This window comes from Azospirillum sp. (assembly GCF_035627195.1).
In the GTDB taxonomy this organism is placed as follows: Bacteria; Pseudomonadota; Alphaproteobacteria; order Azospirillales; family Azospirillaceae; genus Azospirillum.
Window position 1 is genome coordinate 17,682 of record NZ_DASPMG010000133.1, and the last position, 17,288, is coordinate 34,969.

The window sequence follows — 17,288 nt, forward strand, 5'->3', positions numbered from 1 at the left end:
GATGCCCGACCGCAGCTTCCTGTCCTGGCCCTTCTTCGAGGACCACCACCGCCACCTGGCCGAAGACCTGGACGCCTGGGCGGCGGCCACCGTGCCGGCTCTGGCGCACGCGGCCGAAGACGACCTGGACGGCGCCTGCCGGGCGCTGGTGAAGGCGTTGGGCGGCGCCGGCTGGCTGCGCTACGCCGTGCCGGCCTCGCACGGCGGGGTGCACGAGCGGCTCGACGTCCGCTCGCTCTGCCTCGTGCGGGAGACGCTGGCGCGGCACGCCGGGCTGGCCGACTTCGCCTTCGCCATGCAGGGGCTGGGCACCGGGCCGATCACCCTGTTCGGCACCGACGCGCAGAAGGACGCGTACCTGCCCCGCGTCGGCCGTGGCGACTCCATCGCCGCCTTCGCCCTGTCGGAGCCGGAGGCGGGGTCCGACGTGGCCGCCACGGCCACCACGGCGCGGCGCGACGGCGACGGCTGGGTGCTGGACGGCGCCAAGACCTGGATCTCCAACGGCGGCATCGCCGACCACTACGTGGTCTTCGCCCGCACCGGCGAGGCGCCGGGGGCCAAGGGCCTGTCCGCCTTCATCGTCGACGCCGATTCGCCGGGGCTCGGCGTCGCCGCGCGCATCGACGTGACCGCCCCGCATCCGCTCGCCACCCTGCGGTTCGACGGCTGCCGCGTGCCGGCCGGCCGATTGCTGGGCCAGCCCGGCGAGGGGTTCAAGATCGCCATGGCGACGCTGGACGTGTTCCGCTCCACCGTCGGCGCCGCGGCACTCGGATTCGCCCGCCGCGCGCTGGACGAGGCGGTGAGGCACGCCGGCTCGCGCCGCCTGTTCGGCGCTCCCCTGGGCGATTTGCAGATGACGCAGGCGAAGCTGGCCGACATGGCCACCGAGGTGGACGCCGCCGCCTTGCTGGTCTACCGCGCCGCCTGGACGAAGGACTCCGGTGCGCCCCGAGTCACGCGCGAGGCGGCCATGGCGAAACTCTACGCGACCGAGGCGGCTCAGCGGGTGATCGATGCCGCCGTGCAGATCTTCGGCGGGCTGGGCGTCACGCGCGGGCAAATCGTGGAAACGCTCTATCGCGAGATCCGCCCGCTGCGCATCTACGAAGGTGCCAGCGAGGTTCAGAAGATCGTCATTGCCCGGCAACTATCAGCGGACGCAAACTATCGCTGAGCGAAGCGCCCCCTGCGAGAGTGCCCCGATGACCGAGCCTGCCGTCCAGCCGTTGCCCGCCGCCGCCTTCCGCGTGCACCGGCCGATCCGCTTCTCGCACTGCGACCCGGCCGGCATCGTCTACTTCCCCAACTTCTTCGACCTGTTCAACGCGCTGGTCGAGGACTGGTTCACCCACGGGCTGGGCATCGACTACGCCCACACCATCCTGAAGCGCCGCCTGGGCCTGCCCACCGTGCACGCGGAATGCGACTTCATGCGCCCCTGCTGGATGGGGGAGACGCTGACGCTGGGCGTGGTGGTGGAGCACGTCGGCCGCTCGTCGCTCAAGCTGCGCATCGTCGGCGAGATCGCCGGCAAGCCCCGCCTCGCCGGCCGGCTGGTTCTGGTCACCATGTCGCTGGAGTCGCACACCTCCGTCCCCATCCCCGACGACCTGCGCACCACCATCGAGCGGTATCGCGCCACCTGCGATTGACGGCGCATTGTCAACGTGACAAAAAGTATCCGACCCGGACAATGGTCACCACAGCGGGCGCCAAGACCCGCGACGGACATGGGGAGGAAATTGTGTCGAATTTGGCAAATATTGACGTCGTATCCAAGGTGGCGGTCGAGGCCGGCCGCCTGGGGCTCGAAGTCGCCGACATCGTCGGCAACGTCGAGGACGTGAGCGCCCGGCTGGACCAGCAGGCGGAAGTCTTCGGAACCCTGCAAGTCGCGGCGACGGAGATGGCGCAGTCCAGCACCCGCATCGAGCGCGCGGTGAACGCCGCGCGCGAGGCCGGGTCCCGCGCCAAGGCGCGCACCGCCGCCTCGCGCACCACGCTGAAGCAGGCGCTGGAGACCATCCATTCGCTGGTCGCCGTCGTCGACCAGATCGCGCAGGAGGCCGGCGGGCTGGACGACACGGTGCAGCGCATCTCGCGCATCGCCGGCTCGATCTCCAGCATCTCCAAGCAGACCAACCTGCTGGCGCTGAACGCCACCATCGAGGCGGCGCGGGCCGGCGACGCCGGGCGCGGCTTCGCCGTGGTGGCGCAGGAGGTGAAGGTGCTGGCCCGGCAGACCAGCGACGCCACGGACGAGATCGGCGCCACCGTGAAGGCGCTGTCCACCAAACTGACGGCGCTGGCGCAGCACGCGCTGGACAGCCAGCAGAAGGCGGCGTCCGCCCGCGACGCCACCGACGCCATCAGCGACAGCTACGCCGCCACCGACGACGCCCTGCACGAGATCGAGGCCGGCGCCGACGAGATCGCCAGCGCCGCCCTGCAGATCGGCGGCCGCAGTGCCGAGTTCGGCGACCGCATGACCAACCTGTCCAGCGACGTCCAGCGCTCCGACGACAACATGAAGGTCATCGCCAAGCGCGCCGAGGCGCTGCTGGACATGTCGGAGACGCTGATCGGCCTGACTGCCAACGCCGGGGTGGAGGGGCCGGACACGCCCTTCGTCCAGCGCGCCATGACCACGGCCGGCAGCATCGCCGAGAAGCTGGAGGCCGCCATCGCGCGCGGCGAGATCACGGAAAGCGCCCTGTTCGACGACCGCTACCAACCTATCCCCGGCACCGACCCGCAGCAGTACACCACGGCCTTCACCGCCCTGTTCGACGGCTTCGCCATCCCGCTGCTGGAGGCGGTGACGGCCACCGACCCGCGCATCGCGGCCACCGGCTCCTTCGACCGCAACGGCTATCTCGCGGCGGTGGACCGCAAGTTCGCCCAGCCGCAACGCCCCGGCGACCCGGCCTGGAACGCCTCCAACTGCCGCAACCGGCGCCTGTTCAAGGACCGCACGGCGGTGCGCGCCTGCGGCAACCGCGCCGCCTTCCTGGTGCAGACCTACCGGCGCGACATGGGCGGCGGCAAGCACCTGCTGTTCAAGGACGTCGCCGCCCCCATCATGGTCGCCGGCCGGCACTGGGGTGCGCTGCGGATCATCTACACGGTGTAGGGGCGTTTCGAGGTACAAAAGAAGCGGGTGCCGTGTGGCACCCGCTTTCGGTTATCAACAGTCCAAACTTACTGCTGGGCCGGGGCTGGGTAAGGTCCCGGGACAAGGATCACTTGCGGGGCCTGCTGCTTGGTCGCGGTGACTGCATTCGCAATGGCGCTGGTCTGAGCGGCAGACTCAGCCCTGAGAGCGCGAAACTCTTCCCGAATTGTGTCCTCGATCCCGCCAATTTCGGTCAGGGTAAAAATTTGAAGGGTTGCGATGAGCGCTACCACCGCCAGCGCGACGCCGCCTACGATTGACACGACGGCCAGCAGCGACGTCTGGGCGTGTTTCACCCCATCCATTGCGCCTTCAAGCTTGCTGACCCGATCGCTCATGCCGCCAATATGGCCCCCGCCGTCCCCGGTGACAATGCCGCTCTCGACACCCCTTTGCTCAAGGGCGCGGCTTATACGCCGGTCAAGAATGCTATAATCCGGCTCCTGAGGCTCAACCGCTTCCGGCATTAATTTCTCTCCAGGAGATCGACCGCCTTCTCGATACTGCTACCACACTGCGCGAGATGGACACGGATGGCTGACATGCCCAGGAGGGTTGCCGGCGGCATTGGATCGAGTTTCTCATCGATCAATTTTACGGCGTCCTGCAATTCGCGCACCGCCTTAGCGAGCTGTAGTATGGCTGCCGTGGTTCGTTCGTCGCTCATTGCCCCTCCCTCTCCTATGCTGGCCGTCAGCGTCATCCCATCGTCAACCACTCACATTCCAGCCCGGTGAACATCGCGCAACAACGCGCGGGAGTCGAGAGCAACGTGCTCCGCTCAACTACCGCAGCATGATAACAAACAACGCGGCTGGATCAGCGTTGTCACGGCGGTACGCCGGGTATGATAGTCTGCCGTTCCAGCTTGATTCGTCTCGAACTCCACAAGGTACGGCAGACGCACCCTCCACTCGAGGTCCATCATGGCCGACTTCGCCCCCATCCATCCCGGCGAAATCCTCCGCGAAGAGTTCCTGGACCCTATGGGCATTTCCGCCTATCGGCTCGCCAAGGACATCGGCGTGCCCCTGACCAGGATCACCGCGATCCTCGACGGGCAGCGCTCCATCACCGCCGACACCGCCCTTCGGCTGTCCCACTATTTCGGCACCGGTGAGCGCTTCTGGATCAACCTCCAGGCCAACTACGACATCGAAGTCGCCAAGGACGCGCTCGGCACGCGCCTGGACACCGAGGTCAAGCCGCGCAAGGCGGCCTGACCCCGTCCCCTCACGCCCCGAACATCATGTTCGGCAGCCACAGCGCGATGCCGGGGAAGACGCACATCAGGACCATGAACAGGATCATGATGACGACAAACGGCATTGATCCCCACAGAACGGTGGACAGCGGCACCTCCGGCGCCACGCTGCGCAGGACGTAGAGGTTCAGGCCCACCGGCGGGGTGATCAGGCCGATCTCCAGGTTGATGGTCATGAGCACGCCGAACCAGATCATGTCGAAGCCCTGCGCCTCCAGCACCGGCTGGAGGATCGGCATGGTCATCAGGATCAGCGCCACCGGCGGCAGGAAACACCCGCCCACCAGCAGGAAGACGTTGATCACCGCCAGCATGACCCAGCGGTTCATCTCCACCGACACGAAGAGGTCGGCCACCGACTGCGTCACGTACAAGAGCGACATCATGTAGGAGAAGAGTGCGGATGCCGCGATGATCAGCATGATCATGCAGGATTCGCGCACCGCCGCGCCGAACACCGGCCAAAGCCGTTCGCGCGTTACAACGCGGTAGTAGGCGGCGACGTAGACGAAGGCCAGGAAGGCGGCGATGGCCGCGATCTCCGACGGGGTCGCGATGCCGCCGTACATGGCGTAGACGATCATGGCGATGATGCCGAACAGCGGCAGCACCGGCAGCGAAGCGCGCACCTTCTCGCCCAGCGTGTAGACCCGCTCCTGCGCCACGCGGGCGACGGTCGCGGCGCCGGCCGCCCCCCATTTGCTGACCGCCCAGGCGTAGATGCAGAAGATGATCACCAGCATGATGCCCGGCACCACCCCGGCGATGAACAGCCGGCCGATCGAGGTGTCGGTCGCCACGCCGTAGAGGATCATGGTGACCGACGGCGGGATCAGGATGCCCAGCGTGCCGCCGGCGCAGATTGCCCCCGTGGCCAAATGGGCCGGCGTGCCCCGGCGCAGCATCTCCGGCACGCCGACGCGGCCGATGGCCGCCGCCGTGGCGGGGCTGGAACCGGACAGCGCCGCGAACAGGCCGCAGGCGCCGATGTTGGCGATGGCCAGCCCGCCGGGGACGCGCACCAGCCATCGGTGCAGCGCCTCGTAGATCTCCGTCCCCGCCCGCGTGGCGCCGATGAGAGCCCCCAGCAGCACGAACATGGGCAGCGACAGGAGCGCGAAGCCGCTGAGTTCGTCGAGGAAGGTGCGGGCCAGCCCGTTCAGGCTGGACGGCCCCGCGAAGGTCCACAGGAAACCCACGGACACCGCCGTGAGGCCGAAGGCGATGGGCAGGCCGGAGACCAGCACCAGCGTGGTGGCAACCAGGATCAGGCCGCCGATTTCCAATTCGCTCATGACAGCACCCCCGGCTGTTCCTGGCCGTGCCCCTGGCCGTGTCCCGCTCCGCCGTGGCCGACGGGCTCACCGACGCCGGTCGGCGCCGCCAATGCCATGATTTCGCAGACGTACTGCAGGGCCGTCAGCCCCATGCCGATGGGCATGGTGGCGAACATCGGCCAGCGCGGCGGCTTCCACATGGAGTTGGTACGCTCACCCGACGCGAAAGCTTCGATCGTCAGCCCCAGCCCGATCCAGGCGAGGTACAGGCACACCGCCATGCCCACCAGCGCCAGCAGGATCTGTCCCAGGCGCTTGGTGCGCCCCGGCAGCAGCCCGGTCCACAGGTCGACGGCGACATGGCCGCCGGTCTGCAAGGTGTAGGGCGAGGCGAGGAAGGTGGCGCCGACCGCGAAGTAGATCGCGACCTCCATCTCCCAATAGCTGGAGTATCCGACGTAGCGGCGCATGACCATGTAGCAGAGGACCAGCACGGAGGCGGCCAGCAGGACGGAGGCCACCACCGCCAGCGCGCGCGACAGCCGGTTCACGGCGTTGGTGAAGGACTGCATCGAGGAATGTCTCCGCACGGAGAGCGCAGGTTGGGTTGAGCGCCAGCGAAAACCCAACCTACGGGCTCATCGTCAGTTGGTCTTCTGCACCGATTCCTGCACGACCTGGACGAGCGACTTGCCGCCCTTCACCTCGGTCTCGAACTTCGGCCACGCGGTCTTCTTGGCCAGCGCCACCCAGGCGTCGTACTCGGCGTCGGTCAACTCGCGCACCTTGCCGCCGGCCTTCTCCCACGCCTTGCGCAGGTCGTCGTGGGCCTTCTTCTGCTCCTCGTTGAAGTAGGTCTCGCTGACGGTGGCGGCCTCCTCGAAGGCCTTCTGCTGCTGCGGCGTCAGCTTGTCCCAGGCGCTCTTGGCCATGACCAGCGGCTGGATCAGCAGGAAGATCTCGTTCTTGCCGCCCACGGTGGCGTTCTTGGCCTGCTCGTAGATGCGCATGCTGACCAGGCTCTCCGACGAGGTCAGCAGCCCGTCCAGCACACCCGTCTGCAAGGCCGAGTAGATCTCGGTCGAGGCCATGGCGTGCACCGAGGCGCCGGCATCCTGCAGCATCGCCTCGAAATACGGATCGGCGGCGCGCATCTTCATGCCCTGCACCGACTCCGGCCCCTTCATCTCGCGGTCCTTGGCGGCGAAGCCGCCGGGCGTCCACCACCACGTCACGATGTGGATGCCGTTCTCGTGCGCGATCTCCTGCAGCCGCTTGTGGTAGGGCGAGCCCTTGAGCGCCACCGCCTGGTCGAAGCCGCGGATCAGGCCCGGCAGGATGGTAATGGAGAACTCCGGCACCTTGCCCACCGCGTAGACCAGCGGGAAGATGGACATCTCCACCTGCCCGGCCTGCAGCGCGTCGATCTGCGCCAGCGGGTTCTGGATCAGCGAGCGGCCGGGATAGATGCGGAACTTCAGGTCCGGCGCCCGCTTCTCGACCTCCTTGGTGAACAGCCGCGCGGCGCGGTCGCGGGCGTCGGTCTCGGCCTTCCACTGATGGGAGATCTTCAGCGGCTCGGCGGCACCCGCGGTGCCGGACAGCGCCACGCCGGCGGCCAGAACGGCGGACGCAAGAACGTTCCTGGGATTCCACATGGACGTTACCTCCGTGTATGGCATGGCCCGGGGCTTCGGCCTTGGTTTGTCTGCCCCGTCGCGCGTGGCTGCTCAGCGTCGGTCGCCGGCAAGCCGCTGCACAATCGTGTCAAAGATTGCGTCTATTCGTCCACCAAACAATTCGAAATCTTCCATATCCGCCAACTCCTCCAAACGGCGGGTGATCAGCGATAGGACGTGCTGCCGAGTGCGGGCACGAGCGACCGCCTGTGGGTCACGGCGCGTGGACAGCCACGCGCGATGCCGCTCCAGCGCGTCATCCAGGGCCGCCAACCCGTCCGCCTCGCCCTGCGCGACGGCGACGACGGGCGGCGTCCAGCCCGACTCGCCCGCCGTTCGGCCGGCTATGGCGCGGATTTCGGCCAGCGTGCGGCGCGCGCCGGGCAGGTCGGCCTTGTTCACCACGTAGACGTCGGCGACCTCCAGGATGCCGGCCTTCATGGCCTGCACGGCGTCGCCGGCCTCCGGATGCAGGACCAGCACCACCGAATCGACCAGCGTGCGCACGGTGTATTCCACCTGTCCGATGCCCACCGTCTCCACCACCACCTCGCCGTAGCCGTTCTCCTCCAGTGCCAGCAGCAGGTCGGGCAGGTTGTCGGTCAGCCCGTCGTGGCTGCGCCGGCTGGGAAGGGAGCGGATGAACAGGCGCGGGTCGTCCGCCACCGCGTCCATGCGGATGCGGTCACCCAGCAGGGAGCCGCCGGTCAGCGGGCTGGTCGGGTCGATGGCCAGCACCGCCATCTGCGCCGCCCGTCCGGCGTCCAGCCGGTGGCGCGCCAGCCGGCCGATCAGCGTGCTCTTGCCCACGCCCGGGCTGCCGGTGACGCCGATCCGCCAAGCCGGTCGAGGCGGCGCGCGCTCGGCATGGTGCGCCAGCACGTCCGCCACCGGGGCGGACGCCAGCCGGCTCAGCGCGCGGCTCAGCGCCCTTCGGCGGCGCAGGACCTCGACGTCCATCACCCGCCTCCCAGCAGCTCGACGTTGTGCTCGCCCAGCAGCGGCGGCACGCCGTAGGCGGGCGTCATGCCCTGCACCTTGATCGGGTTTCCGACGACGCGCAGCACGCCGTCCGGCGTCGGGATCTCCGCCACCATGCCGCGGGCGCGAGCCAGTTCGCCCTCCAGCGCGTCCTCCAGCCGCTCCACCCCGGCGACCACCAGGCCGAGCGGGGCGAGGCGTTCCATCCAGCGTGCCGTACCCTCACGGCGCAGCACGGCGGCCACTTCGTCCAGCACCCGTTCACGGTTGGCGGAGCGCGCGGCCATGGTGGCGAAGCGCGGATCCTCGGCCCATTCCGGCCGCCCCACCTCGCGGGCGAAGCGGCGCCAGAAGTCGTCGTGGCTGATGAACAGGACGAGGTGCCCGTCCGCCGTCTCGAAGATCTGCGCCGGCACGATGTAGGGGTGCGCCCCGCTCTTCTGCCGCGCCGGATGCTCGCCCGCGTTCAGGTAGGCGGACGCCAAATAGTTCAGCTGCGACAGCATGACGTCGTACAGCGACACATCCAGTTGCCCGCCCTTCCCTTCGATGATCTTCGCCAGCAGCGCCAGCGCCCCCATCATGCCGGACGAGTTGTCGACCACCGAATAGCCGGTCTTGGTCGGCGTGCCGCCGGGATCGCCCGTCAGCGCCATGATCCCCACCAGCGCCTGGATGACGTAGTCGTACGCCGGCCGCTCGGCGTACGGCCCGTCCATGCCGTAGCCGGTCAGCGCCAGGCAGGCGATGCGCGGGTTGTGGCGGGAGAGCGCCTCGTAGGTCAGCCCCAGCTTGCGGATCACCGCCGGCCGCATGTTGGTGACCAGCCCGTGCGCCCCCGCCGCCAGCCGGCCCAGCGCCGCCTGCCCGTCCGGCGACGACAGGTCCAGGCAGACGCTGCGCTTGTTGCGGTTCAGGCTGGCGAAATAGGTGTTGTGCGGCCCCACATGGTGCGGTGCCACGCGCCGGGCGATGTCGCCGTCGGGGGCCTCGATCTTGATCACGTCGGCGCCCAGGTCGGCCAGCAGCATGCCGCAGTACGGCCCGGCCAGCATGTGCCCGACCTCCAGGATGCGGATGCCGGCGAGCGGCCCGGTCATGCGCCCAACTCCCGCTCAATCGCCGACACCACGTCCTCCAGCTTGCGGTCGGCGGTGAAGACGCCACGCACGCCGGCCTCGGTTAGCGCCGCGTGGTCCTCCGCCGGTATGGTGCCACCGACGAACACGGCAATGTCGTCGCCCCCCATGTCGCGCAGGCAGCGCAGCGTGTCGGCCACCAGTTCGTTGTGGCTGCCGGACAGCAGGCTGAGGCCCACGGCATCCACATCCTCCTCCACGGCGATGCGGGCGATGTATTCCGGCGTCTTGCGCAGGCCGGTGTAGATCACGTCGGCACCGGCGTCGCGCAACGCCAGCGCGATCACCTTCGCCCCCACGTCGTGACCGTCCAGCCCCGGCTTGGCGATGAGGATGCGCTTGCCCTTGAGACCCATCGCGTTTCCCTCCCCATTTTTGCGTTTAAAGCCGGATCGGCTCCTGGAACTCGCCCCACACGCGCTTCAGCGCCGCGACCATCTCGCCCACGGTGGCGTAGGCGTGGCAGCAATCGATCAGGCGCGGCATCAGGTTCTCGGCGTCCCTGCCGGCCGCCGCCTCCAGCGCCACCAACGTGCTCGCCACCGCCGCCTCGTCGCGGCGAGCCTTCACCGCCTCGTACTTCTCGCGCACGCGCCGGGCGGCCTGCGGATCCACGCGGAAGACCTCGCCCAGGTCCTCGTTGCCGTCCGGGCGGCGGAAGAAGTTCTGCCCCACCACGACGGACTCGCCACGGTCCACCGCTTCCTTGCGCGCCCGCGCGCGTTCGGCGATGCGCATCTGCAGCCAGCCGTCCTCGATGGCCGGGACGACGCCGCCATAGGCGTCAATGTCGGCGATGACCTTGCGGGTCTCCTCCTCCATGCGGTCGGTCAGCCATTCCACGAAATAGCTGCCGCCCAGCGGGTCGACGGTGCGCGCGGCGCCGCTCTCGTAGGCGACGATCTGCTGCGTGCGCAGCGCGATCTCCGCACTCGTCTCGGTGGGGATCTGGAACGCCTCGTCGTAGGCGGCAGTGAAGATGGACTGCGCCCCGCCCAGCACAGCGGCGAGGTTCTCCAGCCCGACGCGGACGATGTTGTTGGTCGGCTGCGCCGCCGTCAGCGAGGAGCCGCCGCACACCACGCCGAAGCGGAAGCGCTGCGCGTCCGGGTCGGTGATGCCGAACCGCTCCTCCAGCAGCTTCGCCCACAGCCGGCGGCCCGCGCGGAACTTGCACACCTCCTCGAAGAAATCCATGTGCACGTAGAAGAAGAAGCTCAACCGCCGGCAGAACTTCGCCGCGTCGCCGCCGCGCTTCAGCAGTTCCTCGACATAGGCGAGGCCGTTGGCCAGCGTGTAGCCCAGCTCCTCCACCGCGCTGGCCCCGGCGTCGCGCACGTGGGCGCCGGCGATGGATATGGGGTTGAAGCGCGGCGTCTGTTTGTTGGCGAACAGGATGGTGTCGGCGATCAGCCGCATGGACGGCCGCACCGGGAAGATCCAGGTGCCGCGCGCCACGTATTCCTTGAGGATGTCGTTCTGGATGGTGCCGGTGAGTGCGGCGCGCGGCACGCCCTGCTTGTCGGCCACCGCGCAGTACATGGCGTAGACGATGGCCGCCGTGCCGTTGATGGTGAAGGAGGTGGAGATGGCCGACAGGTCGATCCCGTCGAACAGGATCTCCGCCTCCGCAAGGTTGGACAGCGAGACGCCGACCTTGCCCACCTCCGGCCGCGCCATGGGATCGACGGGGTCGAGCCCGCATTGGGTGGGCAGGTCCAGCGCCACGGAGAGCCCGGTCTGCCCGCGCTCCAGCAGGAAGCGGTAGCGCGCGTTCGACTCCTCCGCCGTGCCGAAGCCGGAGTACTGGCGGATCGTCCACAGCCGCCCGCGGTAGCCGTCGGCGAAGATGCCGCGGGTGAAGGGCGCCTCCCCGGGCAGGCCAGGGTCGCGCGTGCCCGCCATGTCGGGCGTCACCACGACCGGCACCTCGATGCCGGACGGGGTCGCGGTCGAGAGTGCCGGTCTGCGGCTCATGATCTATCCTCCCCATACATTTATTTCTTGCCCGGCAGGGCGCGCGCGGCGGCTTCCCAATGGTCGTCGTGCACCCAGGTGCGGGCGAAGCGTTCGGTTTCCAGCGCATACAACTCGGCGCGCGGCGCCCCGGCGCGGTGCGCGTTGGTCAGCGCCTTGAAGGCGCGCACCACCTGCGGCGCCTGATTCAGGATGGGCGCGACGAAGCCGTCCACCGCCGCGTCCAGCCCATCATCGCCGGCCACCACGTCCACCAGCCGCACGTCGCGGGCCGCCGCCATGTCCAGAATGTCGGACCGGCTCATCAGGCGCAGCGCCGTGGTGGGGCCGACGATGTGCATCAGGTCCACGCCGCCGCCCCAGGCGGTGGCGATGTTCAGGCGGCCCTGGATGAAGCCGATGCGCGCGTGCGCCGCGCCGATGCGGAAATCGCAGGCCGAGGCCAGTTCCGCCCCGCCGCCCAGCGCGTCCCCGTTCAGCGCGGCCACCACCGGCACCGGGAAGCGGCGCACGGCTTCCAGCGCCGCGCGGGCCTCGAACGCCATCTCCTCGGCTTCGGGCAGGGTGCGCACCGCCTCCAGGTCCTTCAGGTCGCCGCCGGCCGCGAAGCTCTTGTCGCCCGCCCCGCGCAGCACGGCGACGCGCAGCGTGTCGTCGCCCGCCAGCTCGTCGAACGTGCGGCGGATGTCGGCCAGCAGCGCGCGGCTCAGCGCGTTGCGCTTGTCCGGCCGGTTGAGGACGACGTCGAGACGTCCGTCACGACGCTCCACCAGCAGGTGACCGGCGGTCATGCATTCCCTCCCCTTCGCGAATACGGTCGATGGCGGCGCGAAGCGCCGCCGCGATGCTGTCCTGCGCCGCGTCGACCCGCCCCAGCGGGCCGGCCACGGCGATGCCGTAGGGTTCGTCGTTGACGCGCACACTCGCCGCCAGCGCCATCACGTCCGGCACGTTCTCCCCGCGCGTCACGTACAGGCCGGCGGCGCGGCCGGCGCGGATCTCATCCATCAGGCGGGCGGCGTCGGTCACGGTGGCCGGCGTCACGCACGGCATCGGCAGGGATGCCAGCAGCCGGCCCAGTTCCGCCTCCCCGCACTCGCCCAGCATGGCCTTGCCGATGGCGCTGGAGTGCAGCGGCTTCAGGTCGCCGGGTTGAGCGGTGTAGCGGATGGTCTGCGGCCCCTCCACCACGTCCAGGTAGACCACCGCGCCGTCCTGCCGTTTCCCCAACAACACCGTTTCGCCGGTGGCGTCGCGCAGCGCCTTCAAATGCGGCGCCAACCGCTCCAGCAACGGGTCATGCGCGGCGATGGTGCGGGCGAGGCCGAGGATGCGGCGCGTCGGGTAGAGCCCGCGTTCGCCCACCGCGTACAGATACCCGCGCCCCTTCAGCGTGCGCACCAGCGCGTGGCAGCTGCTGACCGGGATATCCAGGTTCCGCGCCAGTTCCGACAGCGACAGCGGGCGCCGCACCGCCTCAAACGTCTCGAAGACGTCGAGCGTGCGTCCCGCGGTCTTGACGTTGCCATTCGTATCCATGAAGATATTTTCAGCATATCGAAAACCCGGCGTCAAGCCCTGCAGGTTCCGGACCATGACAAGTCCCACGCTCGAACAGGACGCCCGCCGACCCAGCCTTACGGGCATCGTCGCCTCGGCAACGCTGGTGCAGGCGCTGGCCTCCATGGCGGTGCTGACCGTGCCCGCCGTGGCGCCGGAGGTGGCGGCGGACCTCGGCGTGCCGGCGGCGGCGGTGGGGTTCCAGATCAGCCTGCTGTATCTCGCCGCCATGGCGGCGTCGCTGTCCGGCGGTGCGTTCGTGCAGCGCTTCGGCGCCTGCAGGACCAGCCAGATCGCCATGCTGGCGACCGCCGCCGGCTGCCTGATCGCGGCCATTCCCACCGTGGGGACGCTGGCGCTGGGTTCCCTGGTCATCGGTGCCGCTTACGGCCTGCCGAACCCGTCGGCCTCGCACCTGCTGGCTCGCTACACCCCGGCGGCGCGGCGCAACCTCGTCTTCTCCATCAAGCAGACGGGCGTGCCTCTGGGCGGCATGGCGGCCGGGCTGGTGGCGCCGCCCATCGCCACGGCGTTCGGCTGGCAGGCGGCGCTGGTGGCCGTGGCCGTCGCCTCGCTGGCCGCCGCTGCGGTGGAGCAGCCCATGCGCGCCCGCCTGGACGAGGATCGCGATCCCACCGCCCCGCTGCTGCGCCTGCCGGTGGAGGACCTGAAGGCGCTCGGCCGATCCGCCCCCTTGCGGCGGCTGTCGCTGGCGGCCTTCTGCTTCTCCGGCGTGCAGCTCTGCCTGATGGGGTTCCTGGTGGTGCTGCTGGTGGCGGAACTGGGCGTCGGTCTGATCACCGCCGGCATCGTGCTGGCCGCCGTGCAGGCGGCGGGCGTGGGCGGGCGCGTCCTGTGGGGCCTCGTGGCCGACCGCATCGGCGACGGCCTGCTGGTGCTGATGGGCCTCGCCGCGCTGATGGTGGCCGGTTCGGCGGCCATGATGGCGCTGTCCGCCGGGGCGCCGCAGGTTGCCGTGGTCGCCGCCAGCCTCGTTCTGGGCGTGTCAGCTATCGGCTGGAACGGCGTCTTCCTGGCGGAGATCGCGCGCCTCAGCCCGCCCGGCCGCATCGGCGCCGTCACCGGCGGCGCCATGTTCGTCACCTTCATGGGCGTGATGGTGGCGCCGACCGCGTTCGCCCTGCTGCACGATTGGCTGGGCAGCTACACGCGCTCCTACGGGCTGCTGGTGGCGCTGGGCCTGGGCGGCGCCTTGCTGGTGGCCGGCGCGCGGCGGGGGGCGAGGTCTACCGCCCCGTGAACTTGGGTGCCCGGCGCTCCAGGAACGCCCGGCGGCCCTCGGCCAGGTCGTCGCTGGCGATGGCGCGGTCGCGCAGGCGCAGGTGCTCGGCGAAGTCTTCTTCCGCCACGCTGCCGCGCGCCAGCGCCGCGATGGCCTGCTTCAGGCCGTGCAGCGCGATGGGTGCCGCTTCCGCCATGCGCTCCACCAGCGCGTCGACGCGCGCCTCCCACGCATCGGCCGGCACCGCTTCATGGATCAGGCCCCAGGTGGCGGCGGTGGCGGCGTCCAGCGTTTCGCCGGTCAGGAACAGCATGCGCGCCCGCGCCGCACCGACGGCACCGGTGAAGCGGCGCAGCCCGTTCAGCGCGTAGACCCAGCCCAGCATGGCCGGCGGCATGCGGAAGCGGGAATCGTCGCTGGCGATGCGCAGGTCGCAGGACATGGCCAGTTCCAGCCCGCCGCCGATGCAGTGCCCGCGGATGGCGGCCACCACCGGAAACGGCGCCCGCTCGATGGCCTGGAACGCCGCGTCCAGCCGGCGGTCGTTGTCGTAGAAGCCGTCCGGCCCCGTCTGCCCCGACCGGTCCAGTGCCCCGATGTCGAAGCCGGAGGAGAACGCCGCCTCCCCCGCCCCGCGCAGGACGGCGACGCGCACGCCGCCCTCTTCCCCCAGCGCCTCGATGGTGGCGCCCAGCGCGTCCACCAGTTCAACCGTCAGGTTGTTGCGGGTCTGCGGCCGGTCGATGGTCAATCGGGCTACCGCGCCGACGCGTTCGACGATCAGTCCGGCGGGGTGACGTTCGATGCTTGGCGCGGCCATGGACGATCTCCACTTTCCCTAAAGGAAGCCTTGTCCCGTCAACGCGGCGCGCGGTCAAGCGGTCCTGCCCCTCTCCCCGGACGGGGCAGACCTGTTGCGGGCGCCGGTCCAAACGGGCTAGTAGCGTCACCGGTGGGCGCGCACGGCGCCGGAAGGAGGTTGCTTGGAAAACGACATCAGCTTTGCGGAGATCCTGCTGCGCAGGGGCACCGACCTCCTTCAGGGCGACGAGGACGGCGACGACGAATCCGAGACCATCGTCGATTACCTCGCCCGCCTGCTGGCCACCGTCGCCCTGACCGACGGCCCGCTGGTGGTGCAGACCGAGGCCGGCGGCGACCCCACCATCTTCGAGGAGGCGGCGCGCGTCGCCATGGGCTCGCTGGCCGACAAGGCGACCGTGCTGGCCGCCACCCGGCAGGTGGAGCGCGCGGTGGTGTTCGAGTTCGACGGGGTCGGCCGCCTGTCCGGCAGCCGCGTCATCACCGCCGTGCTGCGGCCCGAGGATCGCAACGACCTGCTGGAGGCGTACGTGGCCGTCGGCCGCCTGCGCAACGCGACGCTGGAGATGACGGTCGCCCCGGCCATCGTGCGCCTGGACGCCGGTGCGCTCGGCCAGACGCTGGAGCTGCTGGGCTCCGCCGCGTCGCTCAGCGCCAACGCCATCGGCGCCGCCATGGCGCACGCGTCGGGCACGCACGCGCTGGAGGGCCACGACGTCAGCGAGGTGCCGGCGGCCATGGTGGACCTGTGCTGGCACGGCTTCTGCCTCGCCTCCGTCCGCAGCCGCGCCGTGGCCGGCTACGGCACCAGCGGCAAGGTGACGATCCACTGACCGTCGTCAGGTCGCGGCGCCTCATGGTGCCGGATCGTCCGCCGCGATGAGTTCGGCCACCGCCTCGACCCGCGCCGCCACGCGCTCGGCCAGGGTGCGGCGGATCATGGGCGACGCGGCGATACCGGCGGCGGCCACCGTGCGCAGGTCGTCGTAGGCGGCGGCCAGAGCCAGCACGGCCTCGCGCAGGGGCCCCGCCTCCGTTGCCTCGGCGATGCGGGCGAGGTCGCCCAGCCCGTCCCCCAGCGCCGCGAAGCCGGTGCGCGGCATGCCGTGGCTGCGCGCGTCCTCCACCGCCTCCACCGCCGCCAGCCAGGCGACCACCGCCGTGCGCAAGTCCGCATCCGCCATCGGCGTCTCCGTGCCCCCTCGCCGTGCCCATTCAACCACGGAACGGAGCACGGCGTAATACGCATGGCAGGAGTGTTGGCCCCCACCCCGTGGTTAACGATTCCGCAACCGCGAAGGAGCATGGTCCGCCCACCCGTTCGGCTAGGACCGACGGGCCGATTTGGAAGGTGTTGCATGCCCACGACCGTACTGCTGTCCGACCATGGCGCACGCCGCGAGGTCGACGTCGACAATCTGCCGATGAACGTGCGCGCCGCGGTGGCCGACGTGCGGGCCAAGAGCCCGGAATCGGTGATCGAGATCCAGAAGTCGGGTGCCCTCTACCGCATCCGCATGCCGGCCCCGGCCAACAGCTGGCTGGACGTCCTGTCGGTGGCCTGATTCTCTGCTGCCAGATTTTTCTGTCGAAAAGTGTGAAGGGGATCACGGAACGCGGGATGCCGGCGTGCGTCAATGCGGTCTGGAGGTTCCCATGCGCATCATCGCTTCCCTTCTGCTGGCCGGCGGCTTCGTCGCCGGCGCGGCGCAAGCCGGCGAGATCATCATCAACGATCACCGCGCCGGCCGTTCCGTCATTGTCGTCGAGCCGCAACTGCGCCCCGGCGAGATGGTGACGATCCGCGACCCGGAAACCGGGCGCACGCTCGGCATCCTGGAAAAGCCCCTGCGGAGCGGCGAAAGCCTCATCCTGCGCGACTTCGACACCGGTATCCCGATCGGCATGGCCGACGTGCGCCGCGACGTCGGGCGCGAGGCCGCGCGCGCCGCGCGCGAGGCGCACCGCCAGCGCGTCCTGAAGGATTAGGAGCCGGCGCGCGCCGGCACGTCCAGCAGGTTCAGGCCAGCAGGTCGTGGTGTTCCCGGTGGCGGCGCATCCACAGGGATGCGTAGCTGCAGATCGGCACGACGCGCAGCCCCTCGGCGCGCGCCCGCTCCATGATGCCCTGCATCAGCCGGCCGGCGGCACCCGTGCCGCGCAGG

Annotated in this window: 22 protein-coding genes; 8 read left to right on the top strand and 14 right to left on the bottom strand. The window is 69.9% G+C overall.

All coding sequences use genetic code 11. The features are described from left to right. The first annotated feature begins 1 nt into the window (after position 1). The 3 genes from VED21_RS12520 (at position 2) to VED21_RS12530 (ending at position 3,139) form a co-directional block, all read left to right on the top strand. On the top strand, positions 2–1,180 hold the full coding sequence (locus VED21_RS12520; protein ID WP_324882696.1) for an acyl-CoA dehydrogenase family protein: 1,179 nt from the start codon (positions 2–4) through the stop codon (positions 1,178–1,180). 28 nt (positions 1,181–1,208) lie between these two features. Next, complete coding sequence (locus tag VED21_RS12525) at positions 1,209–1,658, top strand: thioesterase family protein (protein ID WP_324882697.1); 450 nt, start codon at positions 1,209–1,211, stop codon at positions 1,656–1,658. 92 nt (positions 1,659–1,750) lie between these two features. Beyond that, positions 1,751–3,139, top strand: coding sequence for a methyl-accepting chemotaxis protein (locus VED21_RS12530; RefSeq protein WP_324882698.1), 1,389 nt, complete (start codon positions 1,751–1,753; stop codon positions 3,137–3,139). A gap of 68 nt (positions 3,140–3,207) precedes the next feature. Here VED21_RS12530 and VED21_RS12535 read toward each other — a convergent pair whose 3' ends face one another. Continuing rightward, entirely contained in the window at positions 3,208–3,648 is a 441-nt protein-coding gene (locus VED21_RS12535) for a hypothetical protein (RefSeq protein ID WP_324882699.1), read from the bottom strand. Continuing rightward, on the bottom strand, positions 3,648–3,848 hold the full coding sequence (locus VED21_RS12540; protein ID WP_324882700.1) for a hypothetical protein: 201 nt from the start codon (positions 3,846–3,848) through the stop codon (positions 3,648–3,650). The genes VED21_RS12535 and VED21_RS12540 overlap by 1 nt, the downstream gene beginning before the upstream one ends. Positions 3,849–4,107: 259 nt before the next feature. Between VED21_RS12540 and VED21_RS12545 the strand changes: the two genes are divergently transcribed. After that, positions 4,108–4,404, top strand: coding sequence for a HigA family addiction module antitoxin (locus VED21_RS12545; RefSeq protein ID WP_324882701.1), 297 nt, complete (start codon positions 4,108–4,110; stop codon positions 4,402–4,404). Between the two features lie 10 nt (positions 4,405–4,414). Here the strand turns inward: VED21_RS12545 and VED21_RS12550 are convergent, their stop codons facing one another. The 9 genes from VED21_RS12550 to VED21_RS12590 form a co-directional block, all read right to left on the bottom strand. Beyond that, positions 4,415–5,740 (bottom strand): TRAP transporter large permease, encoded by a 1,326-nt coding sequence (locus VED21_RS12550; protein ID WP_324882702.1) that lies wholly within the window; start codon positions 5,738–5,740, stop codon positions 4,415–4,417. Beyond that, entirely contained in the window at positions 5,737–6,294 is a 558-nt protein-coding gene (locus VED21_RS12555; protein WP_324882703.1) for a TRAP transporter small permease, read from the bottom strand. Before VED21_RS12555 ends, VED21_RS12550 begins: the two co-directional genes overlap by 4 nt. Before the next feature lie 72 nt (positions 6,295–6,366). Next, the gene (gene dctP / locus VED21_RS12560) at positions 6,367–7,380 is read right to left on the bottom strand and encodes a TRAP transporter substrate-binding protein DctP (RefSeq protein WP_324882704.1); all 1,014 of its coding nucleotides are present in this window, start codon (positions 7,378–7,380) and stop codon (positions 6,367–6,369) included. Positions 7,381–7,452: 72 nt separating this feature from the next. Beyond that, positions 7,453–8,361 carry a hypothetical protein gene (locus tag VED21_RS12565; protein WP_324882705.1) on the bottom strand — a complete coding sequence of 303 codons (909 nt, stop codon included), beginning with the start codon at positions 8,359–8,361 and terminating at the stop codon, positions 7,453–7,455. After that, positions 8,361–9,482 (bottom strand): CoA transferase, encoded by a 1,122-nt coding sequence (locus VED21_RS12570; RefSeq protein WP_324882706.1) that lies wholly within the window; start codon positions 9,480–9,482, stop codon positions 8,361–8,363. The genes VED21_RS12565 and VED21_RS12570 overlap by 1 nt, the downstream gene beginning before the upstream one ends. Beyond that, complete coding sequence (locus VED21_RS12575; protein WP_324882707.1) at positions 9,479–9,877, bottom strand: cobalamin B12-binding domain-containing protein; 399 nt, start codon at positions 9,875–9,877, stop codon at positions 9,479–9,481. The genes VED21_RS12570 and VED21_RS12575 overlap by 4 nt, the downstream gene beginning before the upstream one ends. 25 nt (positions 9,878–9,902) lie before the next feature. Beyond that, positions 9,903–11,498, bottom strand: a complete 1,596-nt coding sequence (locus VED21_RS12580; RefSeq protein WP_324882708.1) for an acyl-CoA mutase large subunit family protein — start codon at positions 11,496–11,498, stop codon at positions 9,903–9,905. A gap of 20 nt (positions 11,499–11,518) precedes the next feature. Further along, positions 11,519–12,289 carry an enoyl-CoA hydratase/isomerase family protein gene (locus VED21_RS12585; RefSeq protein ID WP_324882709.1) on the bottom strand — a complete coding sequence of 257 codons (771 nt, stop codon included), beginning with the start codon at positions 12,287–12,289 and terminating at the stop codon, positions 11,519–11,521. Then, entirely contained in the window at positions 12,255–13,037 is a 783-nt protein-coding gene (locus VED21_RS12590; RefSeq protein ID WP_324882710.1) for an IclR family transcriptional regulator, read from the bottom strand. The genes VED21_RS12585 and VED21_RS12590 overlap by 35 nt, the downstream gene beginning before the upstream one ends. A 55-nt stretch (positions 13,038–13,092) precedes the next feature. Between VED21_RS12590 and VED21_RS12595 the strand changes: the two genes are divergently transcribed. Further along, entirely contained in the window at positions 13,093–14,319 is a 1,227-nt protein-coding gene (locus VED21_RS12595; protein ID WP_324882711.1) for an MFS transporter, read from the top strand. Here VED21_RS12595 and VED21_RS12600 read toward each other — a convergent pair. Further along, positions 14,306–15,121 (bottom strand): enoyl-CoA hydratase/isomerase family protein, encoded by an 816-nt coding sequence (locus VED21_RS12600; protein ID WP_324882712.1) that lies wholly within the window; start codon positions 15,119–15,121, stop codon positions 14,306–14,308. The two genes, VED21_RS12595 and VED21_RS12600, sit on opposite strands and share 14 nt — an antisense overlap. 163 nt (positions 15,122–15,284) lie before the next feature. Here VED21_RS12600 and VED21_RS12605 point away from each other — a divergent pair, with 163 nt between their 5' ends. Further along, complete coding sequence (locus VED21_RS12605; RefSeq protein ID WP_324882713.1) at positions 15,285–15,956, top strand: hypothetical protein; 672 nt, start codon at positions 15,285–15,287, stop codon at positions 15,954–15,956. 21 nt (positions 15,957–15,977) lie between these two features. On the opposite strand, the gene VED21_RS12610 is transcribed toward VED21_RS12605, so the two are convergent. After that, positions 15,978–16,307, bottom strand: coding sequence for a hypothetical protein (locus VED21_RS12610; RefSeq protein WP_324882714.1), 330 nt, complete (start codon positions 16,305–16,307; stop codon positions 15,978–15,980). A 174-nt stretch (positions 16,308–16,481) separates the two neighbouring features. On the opposite strand from VED21_RS12610, the gene VED21_RS12615 reads away from it, so the two are divergent. Both VED21_RS12615 and VED21_RS12620 read left to right on the top strand, forming a co-directional pair. Beyond that, positions 16,482–16,688, top strand: coding sequence for a hypothetical protein (locus VED21_RS12615; RefSeq protein ID WP_324882715.1), 207 nt, complete (start codon positions 16,482–16,484; stop codon positions 16,686–16,688). Between the two features lie 91 nt (positions 16,689–16,779). Then, on the top strand, positions 16,780–17,112 hold the full coding sequence (locus tag VED21_RS12620; protein WP_324882716.1) for a hypothetical protein: 333 nt from the start codon (positions 16,780–16,782) through the stop codon (positions 17,110–17,112). A 31-nt stretch (positions 17,113–17,143) separates the two neighbouring features. On the opposite strand, the gene VED21_RS12625 is transcribed toward VED21_RS12620, so the two are convergent. Then, a complete protein-coding gene (locus tag VED21_RS12625) occupies positions 17,144–17,287 on the bottom strand; it encodes a GNAT family N-acetyltransferase (protein WP_324882717.1) in 144 nt (47 codons plus the stop codon). Position 17,288: the final 1 nt, after the last annotated feature.